Annotated in this window: 28 protein-coding genes and 1 riboswitch; of the genes, 18 read left to right on the plus strand and 10 right to left on the minus strand. The window is 63.8% G+C overall.

The genetic code is table 11. The features are described from left to right. Positions 1–37: 37 nt before the first annotated feature. Positions 38–997, minus strand: coding sequence for an ABC transporter permease (locus ABD059_RS16190; RefSeq protein ID WP_343881911.1), 960 nt, complete (start codon positions 995–997; stop codon positions 38–40). A 5-nt stretch (positions 998–1,002) separates the two neighbouring features. Next, positions 1,003–2,673 carry an ABC transporter substrate-binding protein gene (locus ABD059_RS16195; RefSeq protein ID WP_343881913.1) on the minus strand — a complete coding sequence of 557 codons (1,671 nt, stop codon included), beginning with the start codon at positions 2,671–2,673 and terminating at the stop codon, positions 1,003–1,005. Positions 2,674–2,769: 96 nt separating this feature from the next. Further along, positions 2,770–2,858, minus strand: a riboswitch (SAM riboswitch). Between the two features lie 120 nt (positions 2,859–2,978). On the opposite strand from ABD059_RS16195, the gene ABD059_RS16200 reads away from it, so the two are divergent. The 5 genes from ABD059_RS16200 to ABD059_RS16220 all read left to right on the plus strand — a co-directional run bounded on the left by ABD059_RS16200 (position 2,979) and on the right by ABD059_RS16220 (position 6,586). Further along, a complete protein-coding gene (locus ABD059_RS16200; protein WP_343881915.1) occupies positions 2,979–3,131 on the plus strand; it encodes a hypothetical protein in 153 nt (50 codons plus the stop codon). A 182-nt stretch (positions 3,132–3,313) separates the two neighbouring features. Continuing rightward, entirely contained in the window at positions 3,314–4,300 is a 987-nt protein-coding gene (locus ABD059_RS16205) for a tyrosine-type recombinase/integrase (RefSeq protein ID WP_343882173.1), read from the plus strand. After that, entirely contained in the window at positions 4,297–4,635 is a 339-nt protein-coding gene (locus ABD059_RS16210; RefSeq protein ID WP_343881917.1) for a helix-turn-helix domain-containing protein, read from the plus strand. The genes ABD059_RS16205 and ABD059_RS16210 overlap by 4 nt, the downstream gene beginning before the upstream one ends. Further along, on the plus strand, positions 4,625–6,157 hold the full coding sequence (locus tag ABD059_RS16215; RefSeq protein WP_343881919.1) for a recombinase XerD: 1,533 nt from the start codon (positions 4,625–4,627) through the stop codon (positions 6,155–6,157). The genes ABD059_RS16210 and ABD059_RS16215 overlap by 11 nt, the downstream gene beginning before the upstream one ends. Positions 6,158–6,217: 60 nt before the next feature. Then, complete coding sequence (locus tag ABD059_RS16220; protein ID WP_343881921.1) at positions 6,218–6,586, plus strand: hypothetical protein; 369 nt, start codon at positions 6,218–6,220, stop codon at positions 6,584–6,586. 167 nt (positions 6,587–6,753) lie between these two features. Here the strand turns inward: ABD059_RS16220 and ABD059_RS16225 are convergent, their stop codons facing one another. Both ABD059_RS16225 and ABD059_RS16230 read right to left on the minus strand, forming a co-directional pair. Continuing rightward, the gene (locus ABD059_RS16225; protein ID WP_343881923.1) at positions 6,754–7,290 is read right to left on the minus strand and encodes a hypothetical protein; all 537 of its coding nucleotides are present in this window, start codon (positions 7,288–7,290) and stop codon (positions 6,754–6,756) included. A 228-nt stretch (positions 7,291–7,518) separates the two neighbouring features. Next, on the minus strand, positions 7,519–8,352 hold the full coding sequence (locus ABD059_RS16230) for a hypothetical protein (RefSeq protein ID WP_343881925.1): 834 nt from the start codon (positions 8,350–8,352) through the stop codon (positions 7,519–7,521). A 108-nt stretch (positions 8,353–8,460) separates the two neighbouring features. Here ABD059_RS16230 and ABD059_RS16235 point away from each other — a divergent pair, with 108 nt between their 5' ends. Together ABD059_RS16235 and ABD059_RS16240 are read left to right on the plus strand one after the other, a co-directional pair. Further along, complete coding sequence (locus ABD059_RS16235) at positions 8,461–8,988, plus strand: DUF421 domain-containing protein (protein ID WP_343881927.1); 528 nt, start codon at positions 8,461–8,463, stop codon at positions 8,986–8,988. After that, a complete protein-coding gene (locus ABD059_RS16240) occupies positions 8,985–9,767 on the plus strand; it encodes a hypothetical protein (RefSeq protein WP_343881929.1) in 783 nt (260 codons plus the stop codon). Before ABD059_RS16235 ends, ABD059_RS16240 begins: the two co-directional genes overlap by 4 nt. A 75-nt stretch (positions 9,768–9,842) precedes the next feature. Here ABD059_RS16240 and ABD059_RS16245 read toward each other — a convergent pair whose 3' ends face one another. Then, entirely contained in the window at positions 9,843–10,604 is a 762-nt protein-coding gene (locus tag ABD059_RS16245) for a class I SAM-dependent methyltransferase (RefSeq protein WP_343881931.1), read from the minus strand. Between the two features lie 104 nt (positions 10,605–10,708). Between ABD059_RS16245 and ABD059_RS16250 the strand changes: the two genes are divergently transcribed. After that, positions 10,709–11,407: an alpha/beta fold hydrolase gene (locus ABD059_RS16250; RefSeq protein ID WP_343881933.1), complete on the plus strand. Its 699-nt coding sequence runs from the start codon at positions 10,709–10,711 to the stop codon at positions 11,405–11,407. Between the two features lie 129 nt (positions 11,408–11,536). On the opposite strand, the gene ABD059_RS16255 is transcribed toward ABD059_RS16250, so the two are convergent. Then, positions 11,537–11,947 (minus strand): VOC family protein, encoded by a 411-nt coding sequence (locus ABD059_RS16255; protein ID WP_343881935.1) that lies wholly within the window; start codon positions 11,945–11,947, stop codon positions 11,537–11,539. A gap of 78 nt (positions 11,948–12,025) precedes the next feature. After that, the gene (locus ABD059_RS16260; RefSeq protein ID WP_343881936.1) at positions 12,026–12,301 is read right to left on the minus strand and encodes a DUF2277 domain-containing protein; all 276 of its coding nucleotides are present in this window, start codon (positions 12,299–12,301) and stop codon (positions 12,026–12,028) included. Between the two features lie 109 nt (positions 12,302–12,410). Here ABD059_RS16260 and ABD059_RS16265 point away from each other — a divergent pair, with 109 nt between their 5' ends. The 4 genes from ABD059_RS16265 to ABD059_RS16280 are packed head-to-tail and all read left to right on the plus strand — an operon-like array spanning position 12,411 to position 14,669. Next, positions 12,411–13,187: an alpha/beta fold hydrolase gene (locus tag ABD059_RS16265; protein WP_343881937.1), complete on the plus strand. Its 777-nt coding sequence runs from the start codon at positions 12,411–12,413 to the stop codon at positions 13,185–13,187. Continuing rightward, on the plus strand, positions 13,184–13,609 hold the full coding sequence (locus ABD059_RS16270) for a DUF3054 domain-containing protein (RefSeq protein WP_343881939.1): 426 nt from the start codon (positions 13,184–13,186) through the stop codon (positions 13,607–13,609). The genes ABD059_RS16265 and ABD059_RS16270 overlap by 4 nt, the downstream gene beginning before the upstream one ends. Before the next feature lie 51 nt (positions 13,610–13,660). Continuing rightward, positions 13,661–13,942 carry an Lrp/AsnC family transcriptional regulator gene (locus tag ABD059_RS16275; protein ID WP_343881941.1) on the plus strand — a complete coding sequence of 94 codons (282 nt, stop codon included), beginning with the start codon at positions 13,661–13,663 and terminating at the stop codon, positions 13,940–13,942. 1 nt (position 13,943) lies between these two features. Further along, positions 13,944–14,669: a copper homeostasis protein CutC gene (locus ABD059_RS16280; protein ID WP_343881943.1), complete on the plus strand. Its 726-nt coding sequence runs from the start codon at positions 13,944–13,946 to the stop codon at positions 14,667–14,669. On the opposite strand, the gene trpD is transcribed toward ABD059_RS16280, so the two are convergent. After that, complete coding sequence (gene trpD, locus ABD059_RS16285; protein ID WP_343881945.1) at positions 14,666–15,730, minus strand: anthranilate phosphoribosyltransferase; 1,065 nt, start codon at positions 15,728–15,730, stop codon at positions 14,666–14,668. The genes ABD059_RS16280 and trpD overlap by 4 nt on opposite strands. Before the next feature lie 148 nt (positions 15,731–15,878). Between trpD and ctaE the strand changes: the two genes are divergently transcribed. The 4 genes from ctaE to qcrB all read left to right on the plus strand — a co-directional run bounded on the left by ctaE (position 15,879) and on the right by qcrB (position 20,193). Then, positions 15,879–16,517: an aa3-type cytochrome oxidase subunit III gene (gene ctaE, locus ABD059_RS16290; protein WP_343881947.1), complete on the plus strand. Its 639-nt coding sequence runs from the start codon at positions 15,879–15,881 to the stop codon at positions 16,515–16,517. 87 nt (positions 16,518–16,604) lie between these two features. Further along, on the plus strand, positions 16,605–17,390 hold the full coding sequence (gene qcrC, locus ABD059_RS16295) for a cytochrome bc1 complex diheme cytochrome c subunit (RefSeq protein WP_343881949.1): 786 nt from the start codon (positions 16,605–16,607) through the stop codon (positions 17,388–17,390). A gap of 93 nt (positions 17,391–17,483) precedes the next feature. Next, positions 17,484–18,509 (plus strand): cytochrome bc1 complex Rieske iron-sulfur subunit, encoded by a 1,026-nt coding sequence (qcrA, locus tag ABD059_RS16300; RefSeq protein ID WP_343881951.1) that lies wholly within the window; start codon positions 17,484–17,486, stop codon positions 18,507–18,509. 1 nt (position 18,510) lies between these two features. Next, positions 18,511–20,193, plus strand: coding sequence for a cytochrome bc1 complex cytochrome b subunit (gene qcrB, locus ABD059_RS16305; RefSeq protein WP_343881953.1), 1,683 nt, complete (start codon positions 18,511–18,513; stop codon positions 20,191–20,193). Between the two features lie 174 nt (positions 20,194–20,367). On the opposite strand, the gene ABD059_RS16310 is transcribed toward qcrB, so the two are convergent. Further along, positions 20,368–21,150 (minus strand): GntR family transcriptional regulator, encoded by a 783-nt coding sequence (locus ABD059_RS16310; protein ID WP_377959700.1) that lies wholly within the window; start codon positions 21,148–21,150, stop codon positions 20,368–20,370. Between the two features lie 155 nt (positions 21,151–21,305). On the opposite strand from ABD059_RS16310, the gene ABD059_RS16315 reads away from it, so the two are divergent. Together ABD059_RS16315 and ABD059_RS16320 are read left to right on the plus strand one after the other, a co-directional pair. Then, positions 21,306–21,845: a PadR family transcriptional regulator gene (locus ABD059_RS16315; protein ID WP_343881957.1), complete on the plus strand. Its 540-nt coding sequence runs from the start codon at positions 21,306–21,308 to the stop codon at positions 21,843–21,845. 5 nt (positions 21,846–21,850) lie between these two features. Further along, positions 21,851–23,563 carry an ABC1 kinase family protein gene (locus ABD059_RS16320; protein ID WP_343881959.1) on the plus strand — a complete coding sequence of 571 codons (1,713 nt, stop codon included), beginning with the start codon at positions 21,851–21,853 and terminating at the stop codon, positions 23,561–23,563. An 83-nt stretch (positions 23,564–23,646) separates the two neighbouring features. Here ABD059_RS16320 and ABD059_RS16325 read toward each other — a convergent pair whose 3' ends face one another. Next, on the minus strand, positions 23,647–24,048 hold the full coding sequence (locus ABD059_RS16325) for a cytochrome c oxidase subunit 4 (protein ID WP_343881961.1): 402 nt from the start codon (positions 24,046–24,048) through the stop codon (positions 23,647–23,649).

A 24,048-nucleotide genomic window follows, 5' to 3' on the forward strand; every position in this document is an offset into this window, starting at 1 on the left:
TTGTTGGCACGGGGATACCTCTATCGAAGGGAGGGCATCAAGCGGCAAGGGCCCGGGGGGCGCCATGTCGGCTGCTGGTGAGGATGCGGGGATCAAGGAGCGGATACAGGAGGTCAACCACCAGGTTGACCACCACAAAGACCGACGCCGTCAGGAGTACCAGTCCCTGCACCAACGGCACATCCTGGGTGGTGACTGCCGTCAGGACCACTGACCCGAGGCCCGAGCGGGCGAAGACGGTTTCAGTGATCACCGACCCGGCGAAGAGCGTGCCAACGGTGATGCCCATGATTGTCAGGGCGGGACCCGCTGCGTTCTTCAGCGCGTGACGGAAGAAGATCCAGGACCGCGAGGCACCCTTCGCCCGGAGCACATCGATGAAGGGCTGGTCGTAGACGTGGTTGATGCTCTTGAGCAACACCTGGGCGAGGGGAGCGGACACGACAGTGGCCAGTACCAGCACCGGGATCGCGAGGGACAGGAAGGAACCATCCGGGAACAACGACATGACTCCCCAGCGGATGGAGAGCAGATCGAGCAACACGAGGCCGAGCCAGAAGGCTGGTATGGCCGCGAACAGGGGAGGCACGTTCACCACAACCCGACGGATCACCGTCGAACGGGTGAGTGTGGCGGCGCCGACCAGGGAAACGGCGATGAGTACCGCAGTGAGGAAGGCCGCGCCGGCCAGGGCGACGGTCGACCCGGCGACCCCGCTGATCCGGTCCCACACTGATTGTCCGGAAGCCAGCGAATACCCGAAATCACCGGAGAAGAGCCCTACCAGCTGGTTCAGGTATTGCGTCAGCAACGGCTGATCATAGCCGTACTGACTTTTCATGGCGTCGATCGCTTGTTGATCGACCGCTGAGTCAGCGGTCAGGAAAATTGTTACCGGGTCGCTGGGCAGAAGCTGTACGGCGAGAAAAACGAGCGTGTAGGCGAGCCACACCACCAGCACTGCCTGGCCTACCCGTTGCGTGAGATAGCGGGTCATGGGCGCTACCCGCCGGTTTTCCAGGCGCCCTGGAATACCGGGGCGGTGCCGGACGTGAAGTCAATCTGGGTCCCGCTGTGGGCGCCATAAACCTGGACCTCGTCCCAGAGCACCAGGGAATACGCCTTATCCACCACCAGGGCATGCTGCTCGTCGGCCAGCAGTTCATCGCGCTCCTCAACTGATGTTGCCGCACGCTCGGCCGCGAAAATTGTGTTGAGGTCATCATCGCTGGTGTGTGTCATGGTGTTGTTTTCTGGCTCGAAGATCGGGCCAAGCCCGCCGTAGATGAACTGTCGGGTGCCGAAAAACTCCACCTCTGGGTCAGGCATTGCTGAGGCGAGAAAGCTGTTGTCGCCGGCCCGGTTGTTGAGCTTGACACCGATTTCACGCCACTGCTGTTCAATCAGCTCGAAGGCCGGTTTGATGACAACCGAATTGTTGGAACTGGTGACGGTCACTTCGAGGTCTGTTCCGTCTTTGGCCCGGATACCGTTGGCCCCCACCTTCCATCCGGCGTCGTCGAGCAATTGCCGTGCTTCCTCGGGCTGGTAGCCGAGCTCTTCGGACAGGTCGATGAAGCCTGGTGCCTGGTGGTTCAGGACGGAGGCCGCCAGTTCGTAGCTGTCCGACAGGACGGTGTTCTTGAGGCTTTCCCGGTCAATCCCAATCTGCAGGGCCCGGCGGACGTTCTCGTCGGCAAGCTTCCCGCTGCCGATCCGGACCGCAGCCATGTTCACTGTCAGGTCCACGCCCGGTGCGGGGAGGACCTGATGACCGGTCGCGGCGAGGGCCTCCTCGTCTACTGGCTGGAGGCCCCTCGCCAGGTCAACCTGCCCCGACTGGACCGCTCCGGCACGATGGGCGACCTCCGGCAGGTATTTGATGACGACCCTATCGAGGTAGGCATCGCCCTGGTTGTCAGCAGTTTCTGGGGCCCAGGCATAGTCCGGGCGCTTGGCCAGGACTACTTCCTCATCCGGTTTCTCGGACTCGAAGGTGAAGGGTCCGGACCCGGAGATCTGGGCGATGGCCGATTGTCCGGCGGCATCCAGCTCAAGTGTTGCGGGGGACACCAACCCGGCAGTGACCGAGGTGGTGGCCCGCAGGAAGTTCGCGTTGGGGGAGGACAGCGTCACCAGCACCTGGTCAGCACCGATTACCTCGGCCGACTCGTATCCGGCGAAGTCCACATTCGGTTGAATCTGGGCCGCCTCAATCCCGAAGCCCTGGGCGTCGAGGTTCAGTTTGACTGCCTCGGCGTCTACCGGGGTGCCATCGCTGAACGTCACATCCGGCCGAATGGTGAAGGTGAACTCGGTGGAGTCTGCGTTGCCGGAGAACTCGGAGGCTATCCAGGGCACAACCTCACCCTGATCGGCGTCGAAATACGTCAGGCGGTCCAGGACGCTGTTGAGGACATTGGACTTCTCGTAGAACCTCGCGGACTGGGTCTGCCAGTTATTGATGGGGGTCACTTCGGCATAGACCAGGGTGCCGCCTTCGACCGGTTCTCCACTTGCCACCCCTGCTCCCGGAGAGGTACTGGCGGCCGAACCGCACGCGGTGAGCGCCAGTACCGTAAGGCCCAAGAGCGCCGTTACCCGCAGAGGCCGCTGGCGCGGACCGGCGTCGGGCAGGAGGGTGTTGTGGTGTGAGACGGTGCGGGAAATCATATCGATCCTCTCAGTCGTGATCGAGGTGCCCTACCCGCGCACGCTGAAGCATCTGACCGCCAGGAATGGGGTCGACACCAACGGGGGATAAAACTTTCTCCATCGGTCCTGGCAGTAGCACCGGCCCCGAGGGGTGGTTGCTGCGGCTTCAACGAGCCAGGTCTCTCAGCCGCTCTGGATGGTTGTTCAGCCCGGGGGAGCGATACCCGGCGGACTACGGCGATCTAATCGCATAATGACGGGGCGATCAAAAAAGTCCTGATGTATGTGACTTTCGACGCAACATTCGCCTGTCGGCTGCCGGTATGCCTGCCGGGCTTGACGTACCGTCCGACGTTGCACTGACGCGCCCCGCCACAAGCGTCGCAGCTGGTGGCAGGCTTCTTGACGAATCCAAGGATGGCTGGCGGGTCACCGACCCGGAGGGCAACGAGTTGGTGATCGTCGGCAGTTCATAATTTCGCGTGAGCCGGGCTGTCGTGGGAGCTCCTGTGACCGCTCCTGGCCCCTTCCTGCTAACGCCGATAATCTACATTATGTCAACTAGTACTCTGCGTATCTCATCTGATGAATCATCCAACCCCTCTCCCGCGGTGCTGCGCGCCTTGGCTCCGGCCACGTCTAGCAGCTCTCGCGGAACCTGAAGTTCGACACGATCGACCAGCGCGCCCGGTATGTCCGCAGGTTCATGGAGCACGTGAACGAATACCCCTGGCATTGGACGCCGACCCACGTCGAGGAGTATTTCGGGGACCTGCGCTCGATCCGGCACCTGAGCCATTCGACGCTGCGCGCCCACCAGTCCGCGCTGCGGCACTTCACCTCCTACGTCTCCAACCCCGACTACGGCTGGGACCGGGTCTGCGAGGCGCGCTTCGGCACCCATCCGTCCCAGGTCTTCTACGAATGGAACACCGCCACGCACGTGCAGGAGTTCGAGGGCAGGCCCGCCAAGCGTCCCTTCACCAGGCAGGAGCTCCAGAGGCTCTTCGACCATGCCGACGACGAGGTCGAACTCATCGAGGCCTCCGGAAAGAAGGGCTGGCAGGCCGCCTACCGTGACGCGGTCATGCTCAAGGTCGCCTACTCCTACGGGCTGCGGTTCAACGAGCTGCGGCACCTGCAGACCGTCGACTTCGCGACCAACCCGCACGCGCGCCGGTTCGGGAAGTTCGGTGTCTGCAAGATCCGGTTCGGCAAGTCCCGCAAGGCCTCCCCTCCCAAGCCGCGCAGCGTTTTGACCGTCTTCGACTGGACCGCCGGGGTCCTGGAGGACTGGCTGGCCAACGGGCGCGGAACACTACACACCCCCGACCTCTTCCCCAGCGAACGCGGCGGCCTGATCGTCGAATCCACCCTCCTGCGCCGTCTCCGGCGCTACCTGGACGAACTGGGCATGCCCTCGGACGGGCTGGACCTGCATTCGCTGCGCCGCTCGTACGCGACGCATCTGCTGGAGGCCGGATGGGATCCTAGATTCGTGCAATACCAAATGGGCCACGAACACGCCTCCACGACCGGCATCTACCAATTCGTCAGCGACGACTTCCGCAACACCACCCTGCGGGCCTCCCTGGACCGCACCCTCGGCGAGGCACTCGACCGGCCAACGGGAGGAGAACGATGAAGCGCCAGGTCGAATACACGTGGCGGCTGTCCGAGCTCATGGCGGCCCGGGGCCTTCACAACACCACCGACTTGATCCCGCTGCTGGCCGAGCGCGGAATCACCCTCTCACGGCCCCAGGTCTATCGCATCGTCAACCAGAAGCCCGAACGCGTCGCCCTGCAGGTCATCGCGGCAATCTGCGACATCTTCTCCTGCGGCCCCGAAGACCTCATCACCGTCACCGCCGCCGATGTGCGGGCGCGCAAGAGCGGAACCACCAACTCCCCCAACGTCGTGGACCTCAACCGGACCGCCCGCCCTCGCCGCGCCCGCATCATCGACCATGACCACTGAACCGCCCGCAGGGCTCACCCCGCGCAACACCGTCCGGGGGCGTCCCCGCACGAGCGGATCCGTCCGGTGCGACCGCTGCGGCCGCACCGCCGGCAAAGCCAGGGAGACCTGGCCCGAAGGCAAGGTCTGCGGTCCCTGCTTCACCCTCGCGACCCGAACCCACGGCACCTGCCCCGACTGCGGGCACCACCGACTCCTCCCCGGTCCACCCCAACTCGAGGGAGGACCGCGGTGCGCTCCCTGCGCCGGCATCCTCCACGACTTCCACTGCACCCGCTGCGGCCACGAGGCAGAGTTCTACCGCCGCGGCATTTGCGCCCGCTGCGCACTCAGGGACGACCTCACCGCCCTGCTGCCTGCCGACCCGGCCGACCCCGAAACCGCAACCCGGCTAACCGACGCCCTCTGCGCGGCGGAGCGCCCCGAAAGCGTCATCACCTGGAAACGCTCCTCCAAGGTCCAAGCCCTCCTGGCGTCGGTCTCAAGCGGGCAAACTCCCCTGACCCACGAAGGCCTCGATCGCCACCGCGAGACGGCAGGACGGGCCGCCGAGCACCTCCGGGCCCTGCTCGTGCACCACGGACTCCTCCCCCACCAAGACCCGTACCTGAACCGCTTCGAGACGTGGATCGACGACAAGCTCCGCCCCCTGCCGGCCGAGGTCGCCAAACCCGTCGAACACTTCGCCAAATGGCACCACCTCAGACGCATTCGGGCCAAGGCAACGCCGGACTCCACCGCCCGAGGCCCGGTGCACGCGGCCAAGCAGGAAATCACCGAAACCATCAAGTTCCTCGACTGGCTTTGGCAGGCCCACGGCCGCACCGCCGCCACCTGCACCCAGCAGGACGTGGACACTTGGCTCGCGACCGGCCCCACGACCAGGAAGGCCATCAGGACCTTCTTCGTCATCGCGAAGAAGGTCGGCACGAACAGACGCGTCGACATCGGCCACTACACGACCAAGGGCCGGCCCGCCATCCCGCCGGAGCAGCGCCTAGCGTGGCTGCGGGAACTGCTCAACGGCACCAGCGAGTCCCTGCCCTACAGGGTCGCCGGAACCCTGCTGCTCCTCTATGCCCAACCACTGGTCCGGGTGGCCGCGCTCCGCACCGACGCAGTCGACGTCAACGACGGCACCGGCACGGTGAGCATCACTTTGGGCACGCATCCCGCGCCCGTCCCCCAGCCCTTCGCGGAACTGCTCACCCAACACCTCTGGAACCGCCCCAACCTCCGAACCGGAGCAGGAACGGAAAGCCCGTGGCTCTTCCCCGGGTCCCGGGCAGGCCGGCACCTCCACCCGAACACCATCATGGACAGGCTCCGCGCCCTCGGCATCGACCTGCGCGGCGCGCGAAACACGGCTCTGGACGAGCACCTCTCCGCCGCGGCGCCGCCCCTGGTCGCCGACGCGCTCGGCTACAGCCATCAGGTCGCGTTCCTCCACGCCGACGCCGCGGGTGAACCATGGACCCGCTACACCGACCTGAAATCGAACCACAGCGCCCGCCAGCCCTAGGCGCAGCCCGCCTAAGCCGTGCGGCCGCTGCCGGGAGCCCGTGGGCGATAGCCTTTGTGAGTGCACACTGACAAGCCAGCCACCCCTCGTTCCAACCGACGATTCGGGCTGGTGCGCCTGACCCCTCGCCAAGCGCTGATGGCGCTGGTCCCTGCCGCCCTTGCGTGCGCGGCCGTCGCTGCCGGCGGTGGCTTTCTGCCCCCGGGCATCCTCCTGGTGCTGGCAGCCGCAGGTATAATTCCCGCGGTACTGGTCGTGGCCTGGGGGACCTTGAAGTTCCGCAGCTACTACGAGGTCAAGCGGTCCAAGGCGGACCTGCTGACCATGGTCTACGCCACCCTCATCCAGTTGTTGGCCCTGGCCCCAGCCGCCTACCTGTATGTCACTATGCTGAGCAGCTACGACGTGCTGGTGGGCCAGACACCGTAGCCATCCACCAACCGCAGCCCGGAAAACAACGGACGGACCGAAATGGTCGCGTACGAGTCTCAGAGCGACCGACTCCTTGCCCTTTGCACCATTACTTACCTGCCGCCTCGATTCACGAACACGCCCGAGTGAGATACGCAGAGGTGCCAGTAACCGATATCTGGTGGTCAGAAACACGAGTCTCTCGTCAGGGTCATTCTGATCCGCGCATCCGAGACGTTGGTGTTCGGCCACTCCTCAGAGCGCACCTCAAATCCCGATGCGGTTCCTTGACGGACGTCGGCGGCGATTGATACTGCGGTCACCACATTAACTTGCTCGCCCGGGCCGATGATGTAGCCCTCCGCCGGTTCGGCCTGATCCAACAGGGCTTGAACCTCGGGGTCCTTGGTCAGCGTCGAGCCCCCGCTGAGGGCAGTGCCCGGGCCAGACTGCATCGGGATCATGAAGGCGTCCTCCACCACCATGTCTTTGGCGTCCAGCAGCTTCACTTCGGTGACGATCACCGGCCGTTCACCGGTGTTGGTGATCACTTCACCAACCAGGGTCTTCCCCTCGCTGGGCGGCACCTCAACGAAGCACATTTCGTCGGTGCCCCCATCCGTCAGCACGCTGGAGTATCCAGGGCCGACGGAGCAGCCGGCCCCCGCCATCAGGAAGGCCAGTGCGAAAAGGGTGGTCGCACTATTCCGCTTCGAATGCATTCTGTCCTCGGTTCGGTGAGTGTTGCGGGGATTCAGCACGGCAAAACCCTGAGGTGACGACGCTGACCCCACCCGGGCCCGGGCGCGTCGCACTCGAAGCTAAGCACTCGGCAGTCGCTTCTGCAAGAGGTCCATTGGCTCCGCCACGCGATCCTCAAGGCACAGCATCCAGAGTGCGAACCGGTGACCGGCTCCGTCGTGGCTCAGTACGACAGTTTTGGCGCAGTCTCAGCCGATCGTTGTAGTCGTCCCGTCGGCGCTCTCCCGGACATAGACCACCTCGGCGGCGTCCGGCCACTCAGTGAGTAGGCCTTCACCATCATCGGCGCCTTCCTGGTTCGTTACTTCCGCTGTGATGTGGTCAAGCAGGCCGTCGAAGACTTGCACGAGCACCTGGTGCGACGCACCGTCCGGCCCAATGAATCGGGCACGCACCGGGTATACCTGATGATGTGGCACAGCGCGGGGCAACCCTTCCGGGACCTTGAAGTACGCGGTGCCCGTGAACTCGTCGGCCCAGTAGCCCTCCTCTGCGGCATCCAGCTGGGCGCGAAGTTCCTGGGCCCCTGCTTCCTCGCTGGCACTGAGGATGCCTTCAACCAGGCGTCGAACTGTGGTGTCCAGCGGCCGTACCTGTTCAGGCTGATCCTCGACCATGGCCAGGAACTGCCGCCGTTTGGCTGCAGCACGGTCACCAAAGAATCCCGCGATGATGAACGCTGCCGTGCCGGCGGCCATCCATGGTCGCGGGTGCTGGATCCCAACCCGGCGCAGCTTGTTCTCCAGCCGCAGATCGAGTGCCTCGCTGGTGTCGGCGAAGCGAAGTGTGGCAGCTCCAGCAACGACCCCGGCCAGAACGTTCAGCGGTAGACGCCTGCCGCCGATCGTCACGCCAGCGTAGAGCCCGGACACGACGGCGGAGCCCACTCGCAAGACGCGGCGCTGCCGGTCGTCCAGCTTGGCGGGATCGACGAGCGCGACCGCGCCCAGGACGGCGGCCGACGCAACACCAAACGCTGGTGACGCCGGGTCGTCGAGTGAATAGCGTTTCCCTTGGGTCATGGGTGGTCCTCTCAGTGCGGGTTCTTCACGGCATCGAACACAACCCACGATGACGTCCCCTACCGCCGGCCCGCTCCGATGGCCCGAGCTGTATGAAACGATCTCACCATGTGGTTTGAATCGTGGGATCAGATTATCCGAGTACTCATCATTGGATTGGTGTCGTACGCCGCACTGGTGGCGCTTCTGCGGGCAACAGGCAAACGTACGCTAAGCCAGCTCAATGCTTTTGACTTCATCGTCACCGTTGCCCTGGGATCTACACTTGCCACCATCTTGCTCAGTACTGATGTCTCCTTCGCCCAGGGACTGACTGCACTGGTGCTGCTGGCGTCGCTCCAGTTGGTGGTCGCGGTGATGTCGGCACGTTGGCCCCGAATACGTTCTCTGGTCACGGCCAAGCCGGTCGCCCTGGTCCTGGGAGGTCAGTTACAGACTGACGAACTGCGCAGAAACCGACTGACGGAGGCCGAGGTACGTCAGGCGATTCGCACCACTGGCTCCGGAGACCTAGCCAACATTGGGGCCGTGATACTCGAAACCAACGGCACCCTCAGTGTCATTCCTACGGACCAGATCGGTAGCGGATCCGCGCTCGACGAAGTCACCAATTGGCCGGGTGCCGGTAGGCCATGACCAAACCCGATGACGGAGTAGGCTCCTCTTCACCACTGGGGGTACGCCTGCGGTCGGCCGAAGAACTGGCGCTGCGGCTCGACAAACCGATGGGCATCCTGGGCATCATTTTCCTCTTCATTGTGCTCGGACAGGTCCTGGCTGAAGAACCGACACTTGTACTGGTGTTCAGTATCATCGGCTGGCTGTTCTGGGGTGTTTTCGTGGCTGAATTTCTTCTGCGCGCCTACATCGCCCGTTTCAGTGCCGCGTTCTGGCGAAAGAACTGGTGGCAGGTCGTTTTCCTGCTTGTCCCGTTCCTCAGATTTTTCAGGGCATTGCAGGCGTTCAGGATGGTGCGGGCGGCTCGCTTCGCGCGGTTCGGCGGAATCCTTTCAGCCAGCGTACGAGGCTCAAGATCAGCTGGCAGACTGCTTTCTGGCAGGATCGGCTGGCTTGCGGCAGTGACAGCGGTAGTGATTCTTGCGGCTAGCCAGTTGCTCTACGCCACAGGGTCCCACCAGTCCTACACCGATGCCCTGTTCGAAGCCTCGATGGCAACAATCACCGGTACCGGGATCACTCCGACAGACCTTTTCGCCCGCGTGCTCCAGGTGCTGCTGGCCATCTACTCTGTGGCGGTTTTCGCGACCCTCGCCGGTTCCCTTGGAGCGTTTTTCCTCAGGGATCAGTCGCCCACGGAGGAATCCGCACAGCCGACCGACGGCGCTCCCCCGCATCCAGAAGATCTTGCCCAGAAAAGTGGCTCACCCTCGCCTAAGTGGTTGCGCGACCACTAGTGTGCTGGCGCGCCACTTTTGTGTGGCCGGTCGGCTATGAGTGGTCCAGGCGGTCCAGGGGCCTTCCGTGGCCCGTCACTGAGCACGCGCCCGGACTGCCCACGCCGTCGCGTCGATCATAAACGGCGGCGCCGGAAGTAGCTCGGCGCAGGCCTTCCGGAGGTGCTCCCGACCCGTGGGGTCCAGCCCGTTCACATAATCACCGGCCGGCCCGACGCCTTGAGTGAAGGGCTCCCACCAGCCGGCGAATGAGTCGAACTCCACCCGCACGCTGAGACTCCCCTGCTCAATCTCGTTCAAACCCGCGGCCTCGAACAATTCGGCCAGGTGCCCCTCGGCGGTCCCCGCACGCCGAGCCTCTGATACCGCGGGTCCGCCGACCTCCTCGACGGCCCGCCAGAAGGTGGCCAGCGGTCCGCGGCCGCCAGCGTTATCCCAGACACACGCTGCCACTACCCCACCGTTGCGGGTCACCCGGCCCATTTCCCGCAGGCCCGCCACCGGATCGCTCATGAAGTGAACCACCAGCTGCGCCAACGCGATATCGAACACGCTGTCAGGAAAGGGCAGCTCCTCGGCTGTGCCGGGACGGATGTCGACTCCGGGGAGTCGGGTCCGCGCCGCAGCGACGAACGGCTCCGACGGGTCGACCGCCGCAACCAGGCCTGCGCCCACCCTAGATACCAGCCGGGCCGTCAGAGCTCCGGGGCCGCATCCCACGTCGAGGCACCGGAGGCCAGCTCCGACGTCGACCAGCCGGATAAACTCTCCAGCCAGAGGCACTGAGTACTGGCCCATGAACCGGTCATAGGCGTCAGCTGCTACGGTGAAACTCACCCTCCCAACCTACTCCGACGGCCGTTACGCCGGTAGGGGCGAAGCGGCTCCGGTTCCGGGCGTCAATGGTTGCCGGGAACCCCCACCGGGCGTAAAGTCCCGTCATGGACATCATTCTGGTTCCCGGGTTCTGGCTTGACGCGTCGTCCTGGGATGGGGTGACTCCCCCGCTCACGGCTGCTGGACACCACGTCCATCCCCTGACACTTCCCGGTCTGGAAGCCAAGGATGCACCCCGGGCCGGTATCGGTCTCCGCCAGCACATCGACGCCGTCGTAGCCGCCATCGACGCAGTGGACCGGCCTGTGGTACTGGTCGGACACTCGGCGGGCGGTGCAATCATCTACGGCGCCACCGACCAGCGGCCCAACCATGTGCTCCGGGCGATCTACGTGGATAGCGGGCCGCTGGGTGAGGGCGCTGTGATCAACGACGAGCTGCCCGCAGTCGGCGACGAAATCCCGCTCCCGCCCTGGGACGTCTTCGACGCTGAGGACCTCGTTGACCTCGACGACGACATCCGGCAAGACTTTATCCGCCGTGCTATCCCGCAGCCCCTGGGAGTGGCAACCGATCCCCAGAGGCTGGTCGACGAAGGCCGGTTCAGGGTGCCAGCGACGGTTATCTGCTGCGAGTTCACCCCTGAACAACTCAGGCACTGGATGGATGCCGGCGATCCAAACGTCGCCGAACTGACCCATATCCACAGCGTCGAGTATGTCGACCTGCCCACCGGTCACTGGCCCCAATTCACCCGGCCGGCGGACCTCAGCGCGGCGATCCTCGCCGCCGTCGAGCGCTAGAAGTATCCACGGCCGCCACCCCACGGCCAGAAAAGTGGGGGGCCTGCAGGTGAGTGGTGGCGCCACCACTCATCTGCAGGTCCACCACTTTTCTGCGTAGCTGGCAAGGACCTAACGGCGGACAGGGGCTTAGGATCCGCTGATATTGACCAGCCAGTCCACCCCATACCCGTCTGTGCACATGCCGAAACTGTCACCCCACGGTGCCCGCTCCATCGGGACAGTCACCGTGCCGCTGCCTGATAATTTGTCCCAGTAGCCGCGCAGTTCCGCCTCATCCTCGCCGCTCAGGGACACCGAGAAAGTGTTCCCTTGCGTGTGCTCCATGCCGGTCGGGATATCGGCGCCCATCAGCATCAGGCCGCCTTCGGTCTCGAGCTGCCCATGCATGATCTTTTCCGCATCAACCGGATCCTGGGCCGCCTGGAAATCATCAAAAGTGCTCATGGTCAACTCACCAGCGAACACCGACTGGTAGAAGGTCATGGCCTCCCGGGCGTTGCCATTGAAATTGAGGTACGGACTGAGGCGAGTAGCCATGGTCATCTCCTTCGATTCTGGCGGAGCTATTGGTGCAGACCCAGGGCCTGCGCGGCATTGCTGACCACCCGGCAGGAGTCACCCGGTGGCAGCAAACCGTTTGGCAGACCGCGCCCTGTGCTTCTCGGCTTCAACCTCACGGTCCTTGGGCGGCGCGGTGGTGACGAGATCGGCCAGCAGGTGTGCTGTCACATGGGCTATGCGCTCGACGGCGGCGTCGAACGCCTCCTGATTTGGCTTCGTCGGTCTGGTGGAACCACTGACTTTGCGGACGTACTGCAGCGCCGCCGCGTGAATCTCGTCCTCGGTGGCTGACGGTTCAAAATTGGACAGAGTTCTGATGTTTCTGCACATATTCCATAGCGTAGGCCTAGTTCACCCCTGGGGGTAATAGCCCCCTGGGTTTCCAGATTGCGCCCTGGTCAAGCCTAGAGTTGAAGCACTCCCCCAGCGAAGGATCATGATGCATTTCGAACGACACGGCAGCGGCACCCCCCTCCTCCTGGTGCACGGACTGGGCTCGAGCCTTCGCACCTGGGACCCGATCATGCCGGCATTGACCGCCGAGCGTGAAGTGACCGCCGTGGACCTGCCAGGGTTCGGTAACTCGCCGCCGCTTATTGGGACGGTTTCGGTCGGCACGCTGACCGATACCGTTGAACGTTACATCGAAAGCGAGGGCCTCCAGGACATAGCCCTGGTGGGTAGTTCGATGGGCGCTCGCATCGTCCTTGAGCTGGCGCGGCGCGGTCATGCGGGCAGCACCGTTTCGCTCGATCCCGGAGGATTCTGGACCGACCGTCAACGACTGGTCTTCGGAACCAGCATCACGGCCTCGGTCGCCCTGGTACGGGCAATCCAGCCCGCGCTCCCCTTCCTGACCGGCACAGCCCTTGGTCGCACCGCGTTGCTGGCGCAGTTCTCGGCCAAACCTTGGCAGCTCGATCCGGGTCTGGTCCTCACTGAGCTGCGCGGCTTCGCGGCTTCGCCGAGCCTCGACGAGGCACGGCGGTCCCTGCTCGAAGGGCCCAGCCAGCAGGGTGCACCCGCAGGATCCCTCGCCAGCGACGTGGTCATTGGATGGGGCCGACGGGACCGGGTGACCGTCCCCAGTCAGGCGGCCACCGCCCAGCAGCGCTTCCCTGATGCGACGGTGCACTGGTTCGAGGAGAGCGGACACTTCCCCCACTGGGATCAGCCGGAGGAAACCGCCCGGTTGATTCTCGACAGCACCCCGTGAACGCGCCGCGCCTCAGCAAACCGGCCCCCCTCGCAGGGCAGACCCCGCGCACCGGCCAAGTCGCAGCGGGCTGGCTCGTTGCTGATCTGGTACTGATCATCGGCTTCGCGGCAACCGGCCGGTCCACCCATGAATCGGGCCTGGCGGTCCTCGGCGTCCTGGGCACTGCCACGCCCTTCCTCGCCGCCTGTCTCCTCACCTGGGGCGCGGCCAGGGCCTGGCGCGCGCCGTCGGCACCGTGGCCAATGGGAGTGCTGATCTGGCTGGGGACCGCCGTCGGCGGTTTGGCGATCCGGGCGGCGTTGGGCGGCGGAATGGCCCTCAGCTTCCAGGTGGTTGCCGTCCTGGTGCTCGGTGCAGTGCTGCTCATCCCCCGCGCTGTCGCCGCCGTGGTCCTGCGATGGCGTGGCACTTCACGATAAGTTAGCCGAACAGTCTGTTCCCCAGCCCCCACCACTGCTCAGGAGACCCCAATGATCACCGCCTTTGTTTTGATCCAGACCGATGCCTCCCGGATTCCGGAGTGCGCCCAGGAAATCTCCGAAATTGACGGCATCAGCGAGGTCTACTCGGTGACCGGCGAATGGGACCTCATCGCCATTGCCCGGGTCAGCCGCCACGAGGACCTGGCCGACGTCATCGCCGACCGTCTGTCCAAGATCGAGGGGGTTGAGTCGACCACCACCCAGATCGCATTCCGTTCCTACTCGAAGAACGATCTGGACACGGCCTTCTCGCTGGGCTTCGAAGGCTAGGATGCGCGTCGAGATCGCGGTTCAGGACACCGCCGGGGCGGCGATTGCCTACGACGCCGGTGCGGTGCGGTCCGAACTCTGTGTTGCCCTGCCGTTGGGCGGTCTGACGCCCTCGATCGGTGTGATCCGGCAGATCAGGTCAACAGTCCCCGGGCTGTCGCTGCATGTGCTGATCCGTCCGCGTCCCGGGGGGTTCGTTTACTCCCCCGCGGAACTGGAGCTGATGGCCAACGATATTTCGGCGGCCGCTGACGAAGGCGTGGCCGGCATCGTGGTGGGGGTCCTGACAGGGACTGGTGGGGTGGACGGTGGCGCTGTCGAGACTCTGCGGCAGGCCGCCCCCCAACTTGAATACACCTTCCACCGGGCCATCGACCATACTCCTTCGCCGCTCGCCGCCCTCGACGCGATCGCTGCTGCCGGTTTCACACGGGTCCTGACCTCCGGCGGGGCACCGACCGCGGGGCAGGGCGTCGCAACCCTTCAATCGATGGTGGCCACTGGCAGCGGACTGACGATCCTGGCCGGTGGCGGGGTGACCATCGATGATCTGCCAGCGCTCGCTGCGGCGGGGATTTCCGAAGTTCACCTTTCGGCCAAGTCGATTCATCGCCCTAGCGGCTCCGGGGTGCCTCTTGGCGCGTCAGACACGGAAGGCACCAGCTATCAGGTCACCGACCCCGTGCAGGTCGCCGCAGTTATTGATCAGGCCAACCGCCTGGGCTAGCCCACACCACCGGTAACCCGCACCCACTTCGCGAGTGCGCCCTGTGCCGCCCCCGAGTCAAGCGACTGCTCCGCACGCAGCATTGCCGCTCTGATCCGGTCGATCAGCGGCGCGTCGTGTTCGACGTCGAACGCCACCAGGCCTGCCGCAGCATTGAGCACGACCGCGTCCCGGACCGGCCCCCGCTCCCCCGTCAACAATGCCCGCACCACTCGCGCGTTGCTGGCACCGTCAGCTCCGCGGAGGGCCTCGACCGGCGACACCGGCAGCCCGAAGTCGGCCGGGTGGACCTGCTGCTCCGTCACCGTCCCGCCGCGGACCTCCCAGATGGTCGAGGAGCCGCTGGTCGTCAGCTTGTCCCGGCCGTCGCTGCCCCGGAACACCAGGGCACGGATCCCCCGCGCCGCCAGTACTCCCGCCATTAGTGGAGCCATCCGCTCGCTGGCGCATCCCATGGCCTGAGCGTCGACCCCCGCCGGGTTGCTCAGCGGCCCCAGGAAGTTGAAGGTGGTGGGCACACCCAGCTCACGCCGGGGGACGGCGACGTGGCGCATCGATGGGTGGAACACCTGCGCGAAACAAAAGGTGATTCCCGCTTCCTCCGCCGAACGGGCGACGTCGTCAATCGAGAGATCCAACCGGACCCCCAGCGCCTCGATCACGTCAGCTGCGCCGGCCGACGATGACGCGCTGCGGTTGCCGTGCTTCACCACTTTCGCTCCGGCGCCCACGGCGACCAGTGAGGACATGGTCGAAATGTTGAGCGTGTTGAGCCCGTCCCCGCCGGTGCCCACAATGTCCAGGGTGGGTCCAGGCACGTCGATGCGGTGGGCCCGGGCGAGCATTGCTTCGACGAGCCCGACCAGCTCCCCGACCGTCTCCCCCTTGCTTCTCAACCCGACGAGGAATCCTGCGATCTGGGCATGCGAGGCCTCGCCCTCCATGATCTGGTCCATCGCCCAGCGCGTCTGATCGGAGGTGAGATCATCCCCTCGAATCAGCGCAGAGATGAGTGCGGGCCAGGTCGGGGATCCGCTGTCGGGGCTTGAAATCGTCGTCACACCACAAGGTTATCTACGAATTGTAGAAAGTCATCTGTTCACTACTTCCGCGCCGTTACTGGGATACCGAGTCCTTCGTGGCGCCGGAGACGCGCCGGGGCATCCCCAGCATTGGTGAACTGGCCCTTTTTAGAGACATAATGGCTCTGTGACATCTGCGACTCAAGCCCCCAGCACCACGGCGCATCCAACGCTGAACCGCCCCAACATGGTCTCCGTAGGAACCGTCGTTTGGTTGTCCAGTGAATTGATGTTTTTCGCCGGACTATTCGCCATGTACTTCACCCTGCGTTCCACCTCGAGTGAGATGTGGGCAATGGAGACTGAAAAGCTGAACGTACCGTTCGCCTTGGTCAACACGATTATTCTCGTGCTGAGCTCGGTGACCTGCCAGTTCGGTGTATTCGCAGCCGAGCGGCTGCAGGCACGCCGCACCGGCAGCGTCTTCTCCCCGCTCAAGTGGGGAATGATCGAGTGGTTCCTCCTGACCTTCCTCATGGGGTCCATCTTCGTTGCGGTTCAGGGCTACGAGTACGCGGTGCTGGTCTCGGAAGGCGTCTCCCTTTCGTCCAACGCCTACGGCTCGTCCTTTTACCTGACCACCGGGTTCCATGGTCTCCACGTGCTGGGCGGGCTGATCGCCTTCCTCTTCATTATTGGACGCGGATTCGCAGCAAAACGTTTCGGTCATTTCGAGGCCACCTCAGCAATTGTCGTGTCGTACTACTGGCACTTTGTTGACGTTGTCTGGATTGCGCTGTTCATCATCATCTATTTCCTGAAGTAACCCTTAGTTGAACACTCTTCTACTAGGTGTAGAATTCCATCAAGCGGTACCGGCAGTGATTGCACGACAGAAGGCAGGAACCAGCAAGTGAAGGCACTTTCGCAAAGGCGACGTCATCCCCTGGCAGCGGTAGCTTTGTTGCTCATCGGATTACTCTTCACGGGCGGCGTCTATGCCCTGGCGAGCAGCACCAATGACGCCCAGGCCCAGTCCTTCTCGTCCGACCAGGTCGACGAGGGAGAAAAGCTCTTCATCGCCAACTGCGCCACCTGCCACGGCATGGGCGCAGTCGGATCCGAAAATGGCCCGTCGCTGGTTGGCGTCGGTGCCGCATCGGTGGACTTCCAGGTAGGCACCGGGCGGATGCCGATGCAGATGCAGGGCCCCCAGGCGCAGGTCAAGCCACCACAGTTCGACGACGAGCAGACCATGCAGATGGCCGCTTACGTCGCCTCACTGGGTGCCGGACCGGCCATTCCGAGCGAGGACATGCTCGACACGTCCGACGCCGACCCAGCGAACGGTGGAGTGGTCTTCCGGGTCAACTGCGCAATGTGCCACAACGCGGCAGCTGCCGGCGGCGCCCTGACCCGCGGCAAGTACGCTCCAGCGCTGTCCGGCTCGACGGCGAAGCACACCTACGAGGCGATGGTCACTGGCCCACAGAACATGCCGGTGTTCAGCGACGCGAACATCACCCCCGAAGACAAGCGCGATGTCATCGCGTTCCTCGAGACCATCGACGAGCAGGGTTCCCCCGGTGGAGCCGACCTCGGTTCACTCGGTCCGGTCTCTGAGGGTCTGTTCATCTGGGTTGCAGGGCTAGGCGTCATTATCGCGTTCACTGTCTGGCTCACGGCCCGGTCGTCCTAGACCACATGACGCTCCACCAGCTGCCTCCCGGCAGCACCACCAAACTTAACAACAGACCACAAGCGAAGTTTCATCAGAAGGATGCGAGGGATCATGGCCGATCATAGTCACGGCAGTCCAGAGAGTACTGGCGTCGTTGCTAGGCCCGGTCAGGGCGATGTGCAGAAGTTCCAGAATCCTGGTCTGCCTCCACACCGTCCCCGCCTGGCTGACCGGGATCCGCGCGCAGAGAAGCGTGCGGAGCGGCAGGTAGCGATTCTCTTCCTGGTGTCGATCATCGGCACCGTCCTGTTCTTCGTTGGGTACTTCCTCATCCCGCTGGACGAGACCATCGAGACGCTCCGCTTGCAGAACCTGACGCTCGGCCTCGGCACGGCGTTCGCGATGCTCGGCATCGGCGTCGGAATCGTCCACTGGGCCAAGACACTGATGCCTGACCATGAGGTGTCCGAGGACCGGCACGAGATCCGCACCGAAGCAGACCGGGCCGATGCAGAAAAGATCATCAACGACATCGTTGAGGAAACCGGCATCAAGCGTCGTCCGCTGATCCGCAACACCCTCCTTGGTGCGATGCTCCTGGCGCCACTACCGGCCGTTTTCATCTTCCGCGATCTGGGCCCCTTGCCCGGGGACGTGCTGCGGCAGACCTACTGGGAATCCGGAACCCGCCTTGCACGGGACCCGAGCGGCACCCCGATCAAGGCGTCGGACGTCACGATCGGGTCAGCCTTCCACGTCATCCCTGAGGGGCTTTCGGACTCCGAGCACTACCTGGAGGAAAAGGCCAAGGCGGTTGTTCTGCTGATGCGCCTGAACCCCGAATCGCTGAACCCCTCCCCTGGCCGTGAGGACTGGGGCTACGAAGGCATCGTTGCCTACTCCAAGATTTGCACGCATGTGGGCTGCCCTGTTGCTCTGTACGAACAGCAGACCCACCACCTGCTCTGCCCGTGCCACCAGTCGACGTTCGACCTCACGCAGGAATGCAAGGTCATCTTCGGACCGGCGACACGACCGCTACCGCAGCTGCCCATCGCCGTTGATGACGAGGGCTACCTCATCGCTACCAGCGATTTTCAAGAGCCAGTAGGACCAAGTTTCTGGGAGCGTGGCTGACATGAGCAGCACGACATCGCAAAGTACCTACCAACCGAAGACCAACGTTGGCAAAATCACCAACTACGTTGACTCGCGAGTCGGCGGTTCCGGGATGGTCAAGGAGTTCGGACGGAAGATCTTCCCCGATCACTGGACGTTCATGTTCGGTGAGGTGGCGCTCTACTCCTTCGTGATCCTGCTCCTCTCGGGAACCTTCCTTACCTTCTTCTTCGATCCGTCGATGGCAGAAACCCACTATGACGGTAGCTATGTGCCGCTGCGTGGGGTCGAAATGTCCGAGGCCTACGCCACGGCGCTGAACATCTCCTTCGATGTCCGCGGCGGGCTGTTCATGAGGCAGGTGCACCACTGGTCTGCGCTGCTCTTTGTCGCAGCAGTCTCGGTGCACATGCTCCGCGTCTTCTTCACCGGCGCCTTCCGTCGCCCCCGTGAACTGAACTGGGTCGTCGGTTGCGTCCTGTTGATCCTGGCCATGGCTGCCGGCTTCACCGGATACTCACTCCCCGATGACCTGCTGTCCGGTAATGGCCTGCGCATCATCGACGGCGTTATCAAAGCCGTCCCGGTTGTTGGTACCTACATCAGCTTCTTCCTCTTCGGCGGCGAGTTCCCCGGCACGGTGGTCATTCCACGGCTTTACGTGCTGCATATTCTGTTGATCCCCGCGATCATCCTGTTGATGATCGTCATCCACCTCTTTATGGTGGTGACCCACAAGCACACCCAGTTCCCCGGCCCAGGCCGGACGAACGACAACGTGGTCGGCTTCCCCGTCGGCCCGGTCTACGCGGCGAAAGCTGGCGGGTTCTTCTTCATCGTGTTTGGCATCATCGCAGCGATCTCGGCAGCGTTCACGATCAACCCGATCTGGAACTACGGCCCCTACGATCCCTCGCCCGTGTCGGCTGGTACCCAGCCCGACTGGTATATCGGCTGGGTTGACGGCGCGTTGCGCCTCATGCCGGGGTGGCTCGCAGGGATTCCGCTGGAGTGGAACATCCCGATGCCGTGGGGTGTCAATACCCTGTCGCTGAACGTGTTGCTTCCGGCGCTGGTTCCAGCCGGAATCGTCTTCGGCCTGATGTTCGCCTGGCCGTGGATCGAGTCCTGGCTGACGAAGGACAAGCGGGAACACCACCTGCTCGATCGCCCGCGCAACGCACCGTTCCGCACTGCAGTCGGCGTGTCCGGCGTCGTGTTCTACTGCGTCATGTGGGCAGCAGCCAGCTCGGACCTCATCGCCACCCACTTCTTCGTCTCCCTCAACGATGTGACCTATTGGCTGCGGGTGCTGTTCTTCGTCGGCCCGATCATCGGCTTCATGGTGGCTCAGCGGATTGCCCTGGCCCTCCAGCGCAAGGATCGCGAGATCGCCCTGCACGGGCGGGAAACCGGCCGGATTGTTCGGCTTCCGCACGGTGAGTTCATCGAGGTCCATGAGCCACTCGACGAGTACAAGCGCTACAACCTGGTCAACTACGAGTCCCACGGGGTGTTGCCGGCCGAGGCGGATGCCAATGGGCACGTCACCCGGACCGAGAAGGCCCGCGGCTGGTTGTCTCGCTTCTTCTTCGAAGACAGGGTGGCACCGGTGACGCCTGCGGAGCTGGAGGCTGCGCATTCTCACGCACACCACGACGAGATCGCCGAGCAGCACGACAAGGCCGCTATCTCCAAGTAGCACGACACGACAAGGAACCCGGTTCAGCGACTAGCTGGACCGGGTTCTTTCGTTGGGGTCCGGCCGACGGTGCAGACAGATCCGGCCCGGAGGCCAAGGATGGCCGCCAGGAACCGGCAGATCTGACGCTGGGGGCCGTTCCTGGAGGGCCGGCCTACAGTTCTGAGACCCTATCTAGGGGCTGTTCAGCCGTTTTGCCGTATAGGCGCGAGGAGACCGTACTCCCGGACGTTGGAGGGGCACCCAGAGCTTGTACCGGTCCGCCCGGTAATAGGACACCGAGTAGTCAATCATTGACCGGGCCACGTAGGCGTGCCGCTGGATTTTCAGGAGCGGCGCCCCCAGATCCACGTTGAGCAGCCTGGCGATCGAGGCTGAAGCCGCGGTCGCCTCAATGGTGTCCTCGCCCCATTCCATCAGGAGGCCGAACCGTTCACTCAAGACGTTGTACAACGACGTCGGTGCCGGCTCGTCGAGAATCCCCGGAACCCGGTGGGCTGGGATGAAGTTCTCGTCGACGCTCATCGGCTCCCCATCCGCGAGCAGCTGGCGTCTGAACCGGACCACAGCCTGGCCTTGCTCGAGTTGCAACTCACGGGCAATGAGCGGCGTGGCCCCGATCTGTTCGAAGCTGAGCACCCGCGCATCCGGAACCATACCCCGCCGGTGCATCTCCTCGCTGTAGGAGGTGAGCTTCATCTGCAGGTCCAGTTTGGTATGCGCGACGAACGTCCCCAGTCCCACAATGCGCTCCAGGACCTCCTCGGCCACCAGGGCATCGATCGCGTGACGCACGGTCATACGGGCCACCCCGAAATATCTGGTCAGCTCACGTTCAGAGGGAATAGCAGTACCAGGCTCGGCATGGTCCACGATCAGCTGCCGGAGGATTTCGCGGAGCTGCACATGTTTCGGCGTGGTGGACTCAGGATCCAGTCCTCCCTCCAAGGAGAGCAATAGGGTACTCGACAACGGGAATGCCTTTCAGGAGCCTGGGAAGAACGTGGCTGCTTTCAGTCTAAAGGGCTCCCCCGCACCGTTGATCTAGCCGCGAGATCGAGGGTATCGTTGAGTATCGCTATATATCGTTAGACGAGTAAGAGGAGAGCGCAATGCGGAATTCATACCCAGCAGGCGGGTTTGGCGGCAACAACATTGACGGCATGTGGCAGGCGGTCGAAGAGCTGCGGTCACGGTTTGATAAGCGCACCGGCACCCGGGCGGGACGGGGCGAGGTACGGTCGGCAATACTTGCCCTGCTCGCGGAACGGCCCATGCACGGTTACCAGATCATCCACGAAATCGAGGAGCGCAGTGGTGGCAGCTGGAAACCAAGCGCCGGGTCGGTTTATCCGACCCTGCAGCTCCTGTCCGATGAGGGGTTTATCAGCGCCGAGGAGTCCAACGGCCGGAAGATCTATTCGTTGACCGAGGCGGGCCGGGAAGAAGTAGCCGGCGCGGGCGGCTCAGCGCCCTGGGCGATGGGCCACGATGCCGGCTCCGGTTTCGGCGCGCTACCGAAGGCAGGGGTTGAACTCGCCCAGGCGGCAACCCAAGTGGGACGTACCGGAACACCTGAACAGGTCCATGAAGCCGTCAAGGTGCTCAATGAAGCCCGACGCCGGCTGTACTCAATCCTTGCCCAGGACTGACGGGCGTGACATCGGGTCGCCGGGAGCGGACAGATCAGCTACCCGGCGTTGGGGCGACCCGTGCCCGGTATCGACGTATCGTCCGCTTCGCCGCGTGGCATCTAGCGGTCACCTGGTGGTTTGAACTATTCCTTCCGCGTATCGGCCTCGGCAAAGTGGCAGAGCGCACCCGGACGAAGAGGATGCTGCGCTTCGCCCAGCGTTTCCGTGTCCTGGCAGTCGACCTTGGTGGGCTGATGATCAAGGTGGGGCAGTTCCTCTCGTCAAGGCTTGACGTGCTGCCCCCTGAGATCACCGCCGAGCTGGAAGGTTTGCAGGACGAGGTTCCGCCGGTCCCTTTCCCAGCGATCCGCGGTCTGGCCGAGACCGAGCTTGGTGCTCCCCTGGACCGGGTGTTCGCGTCCGTAGAGGAGGTTCCTATTGCTGCCGCGTCCTTCGGCCAGGCGCACCGGGCCCAGCTTCAGTCAACTGATTCGGCGGACACCGGATTGACCAGCGTGGTCCTGAAAGTCCAGCGGCCGGGCATTGACGCGATCATCGACATTGATCTGGCCGCTTTGCGAAAGGTAGGCGGTTGGCTCAGCCGTATCCGCCTGGTGTCCAGTCGCGCGGACGTTCCGGCACTGGTGGAGGAGTTCGCTCAGATCAGCCTGTTGGAGATCGATTACCAGCACGAGGCGACGAACCTTGAACGGTTTGCTGCTGACTTTGCTGGGGACACCAGGGTGAGAGTCCCGGACGTCGTGTGGGAGCGCAGTACGCGCCGCGTGCTGACCCTTGAGGATGTCACCGCAATCAAGGTGACCGACACGGCGGCCCTCGTGGCAGCCGGCATCGACCCCGCCAGAGTCGCTCCAGTGTTCGCCTCGGTCATGTTCGACCAGATGTTCACCAATGGCTACTTCCATGCGGATCCGCACCCGGGCAACATCTTCGTGACCCCCGCCAGGCGCCCCGCAGCGGACGACCAGTGGACACTGACCTTCATCGATTTCGGGATGATGGGCGAAGTCACGCTCAGTACCCGCAACGGGCTTCGGAAGCTCCTGATTGCGGCCGCATCCCGCGACGGGAAAGGGCTGGTAGCAGCCATCAGGGACGTTGGTGTGTTGGTGCCCTCGGCCGACACCACCGAGCTGGAACGGGCGATGACTCACCTCTTCGCCCGGTTCGGCGGCCTGGGCTTCGCTGAACTTCGTGAGGTCGACCCCCGGGAGTTCCTCGATTTTGCTGTCGAGTTCGGGGACCTGGTTCGTTCCTTGCCGTTCCAGCTCCCCGAGAACTTCCTGTTGATTATCCGGGCGATGTCCCTCACGTCGGGAGTGGCGAGTTCACTGGACGCCCGGTTCAACCTGTGGGATTCGGTGGAGCCGTATGCCGCGCAATTGCTGCGGGACGAGCGGGGTAACCTTGTGCAGGATGTCGCCCAGCAAGCGCTCGACGCCGCTGGGGTGGCCCTGCGTCTGCCACGGCGCCTGGATAGCCTCGTGACCCGCATCGAGGATGGCGGGATAGCTGTTGCCACGCCACGCCTGGAGCGGCGCGTGGCCCAGCTCGACCGGTCATTCAAACGAACGGCGTCGGCCCTGGTGTTCGGTGCCCTGCTGATCGCGGGTGCACTGGTCCGGCCCGATGATCTGGTGTTGGGGAGCGTGCTGATGGTCTCCTCAGCTGTTCCCCTGCTTCACGGTCTGTGGGCAGGCCGCAGCGGACTGTGAGCGCGGAGAACAGCGCTTAACGTCAAAAAGGCCCCCACCGTTGTGAACGGTGGGGGCCTCTTTGACGTTAAGCGTGGATCTGGTTAGTGTGCGTGATCTCCGCGGCTGTACTCGAAGACCCAGCCGACGAGTGCGATCACGACCATGCCGAGGCTGATGTAGAGGATCCAGAAGCCGGCTGCCAGACCGAGGAACCCAGTTGCGGCGGACAGACCCAGCGCCAGTGGCCACCAGCTCCAGGGACTGAAGTGTCCCTGTTCGCCGGAGCCTTCATGGATCTCGGCGTCGAGCCGGTCCTCGGGCCGCATTCCAACTCTGCGTCCGGTGAAGCCCAGGTAGAACGCGATCATCGCCGCCAGACCGCCTACGAGCAGAATGCCCAGGAAGCCGACGTATTCATCCCAGCCGGTGAGGTATCCATAGACAACCCCTACGACGAGGAAGAAAGGCACACCCCACAAGAAGAGTCCGGTTTCAACCTTCAT

The organism is Arthrobacter flavus (assembly GCF_039526005.1).
GTDB lineage: Bacteria > Actinomycetota > Actinomycetes > Actinomycetales > Micrococcaceae > Arthrobacter_D > Arthrobacter_D flavus.

Bases quoted from the DNA above. Each gene is read 5' to 3' on its own strand.
- ABD059_RS16200 (WP_343881915.1), top strand. From the start codon at position 2,979: ATGCCTGCCGGGCTTGACGTACCGTCCGACGTTGCACTGACGCGCCCC.
- ABD059_RS16315 (WP_343881957.1), top strand. From the start codon at position 21,306: ATGCGGAATTCATACCCAGCAGGCGGGTTTGGCGGCAACAACATTGAC.
- ABD059_RS16275 (WP_343881941.1), top strand. From the start codon at position 13,661: ATGATCACCGCCTTTGTTTTGATCCAGACCGATGCCTCCCGGATTCCG.
- ABD059_RS16255 (WP_343881935.1), bottom strand. From the start codon at position 11,947: ATGGCTACTCGCCTCAGTCCGTACCTCAATTTCAATGGCAACGCCCGG.
- ABD059_RS16250 (WP_343881933.1), top strand. From the start codon at position 10,709: ATGGACATCATTCTGGTTCCCGGGTTCTGGCTTGACGCGTCGTCCTGG.
- ABD059_RS16280 (WP_343881943.1), top strand. From the start codon at position 13,944: ATGCGCGTCGAGATCGCGGTTCAGGACACCGCCGGGGCGGCGATTGCC.
- ABD059_RS16230 (WP_343881925.1), bottom strand. From the start codon at position 8,352: ATGACCCAAGGGAAACGCTATTCACTCGACGACCCGGCGTCACCAGCG.
- ABD059_RS16190 (WP_343881911.1), bottom strand. From the start codon at position 997: ATGACCCGCTATCTCACGCAACGGGTAGGCCAGGCAGTGCTGGTGGTG.
- ABD059_RS16225 (WP_343881923.1), bottom strand. From the start codon at position 7,290: ATGCATTCGAAGCGGAATAGTGCGACCACCCTTTTCGCACTGGCCTTC.
- qcrA (WP_343881951.1), top strand. From the start codon at position 17,484: ATGGCCGATCATAGTCACGGCAGTCCAGAGAGTACTGGCGTCGTTGCT.
- ABD059_RS16260 (WP_343881936.1), bottom strand. From the start codon at position 12,301: ATGTGCAGAAACATCAGAACTCTGTCCAATTTTGAACCGTCAGCCACC.
- ABD059_RS16265 (WP_343881937.1), top strand. From the start codon at position 12,411: ATGCATTTCGAACGACACGGCAGCGGCACCCCCCTCCTCCTGGTGCAC.
- qcrB (WP_343881953.1), top strand. From the start codon at position 18,511: ATGAGCAGCACGACATCGCAAAGTACCTACCAACCGAAGACCAACGTT.
- ABD059_RS16210 (WP_343881917.1), top strand. From the start codon at position 4,297: ATGAAGCGCCAGGTCGAATACACGTGGCGGCTGTCCGAGCTCATGGCG.
- ABD059_RS16240 (WP_343881929.1), top strand. From the start codon at position 8,985: ATGACCAAACCCGATGACGGAGTAGGCTCCTCTTCACCACTGGGGGTA.
- ABD059_RS16235 (WP_343881927.1), top strand. From the start codon at position 8,461: ATGTGGTTTGAATCGTGGGATCAGATTATCCGAGTACTCATCATTGGA.
- ABD059_RS16215 (WP_343881919.1), top strand. From the start codon at position 4,625: ATGACCACTGAACCGCCCGCAGGGCTCACCCCGCGCAACACCGTCCGG.
- ABD059_RS16195 (WP_343881913.1), bottom strand. From the start codon at position 2,673: ATGATTTCCCGCACCGTCTCACACCACAACACCCTCCTGCCCGACGCC.
- ABD059_RS16325 (WP_343881961.1), bottom strand. From the start codon at position 24,048: ATGAAGGTTGAAACCGGACTCTTCTTGTGGGGTGTGCCTTTCTTCCTC.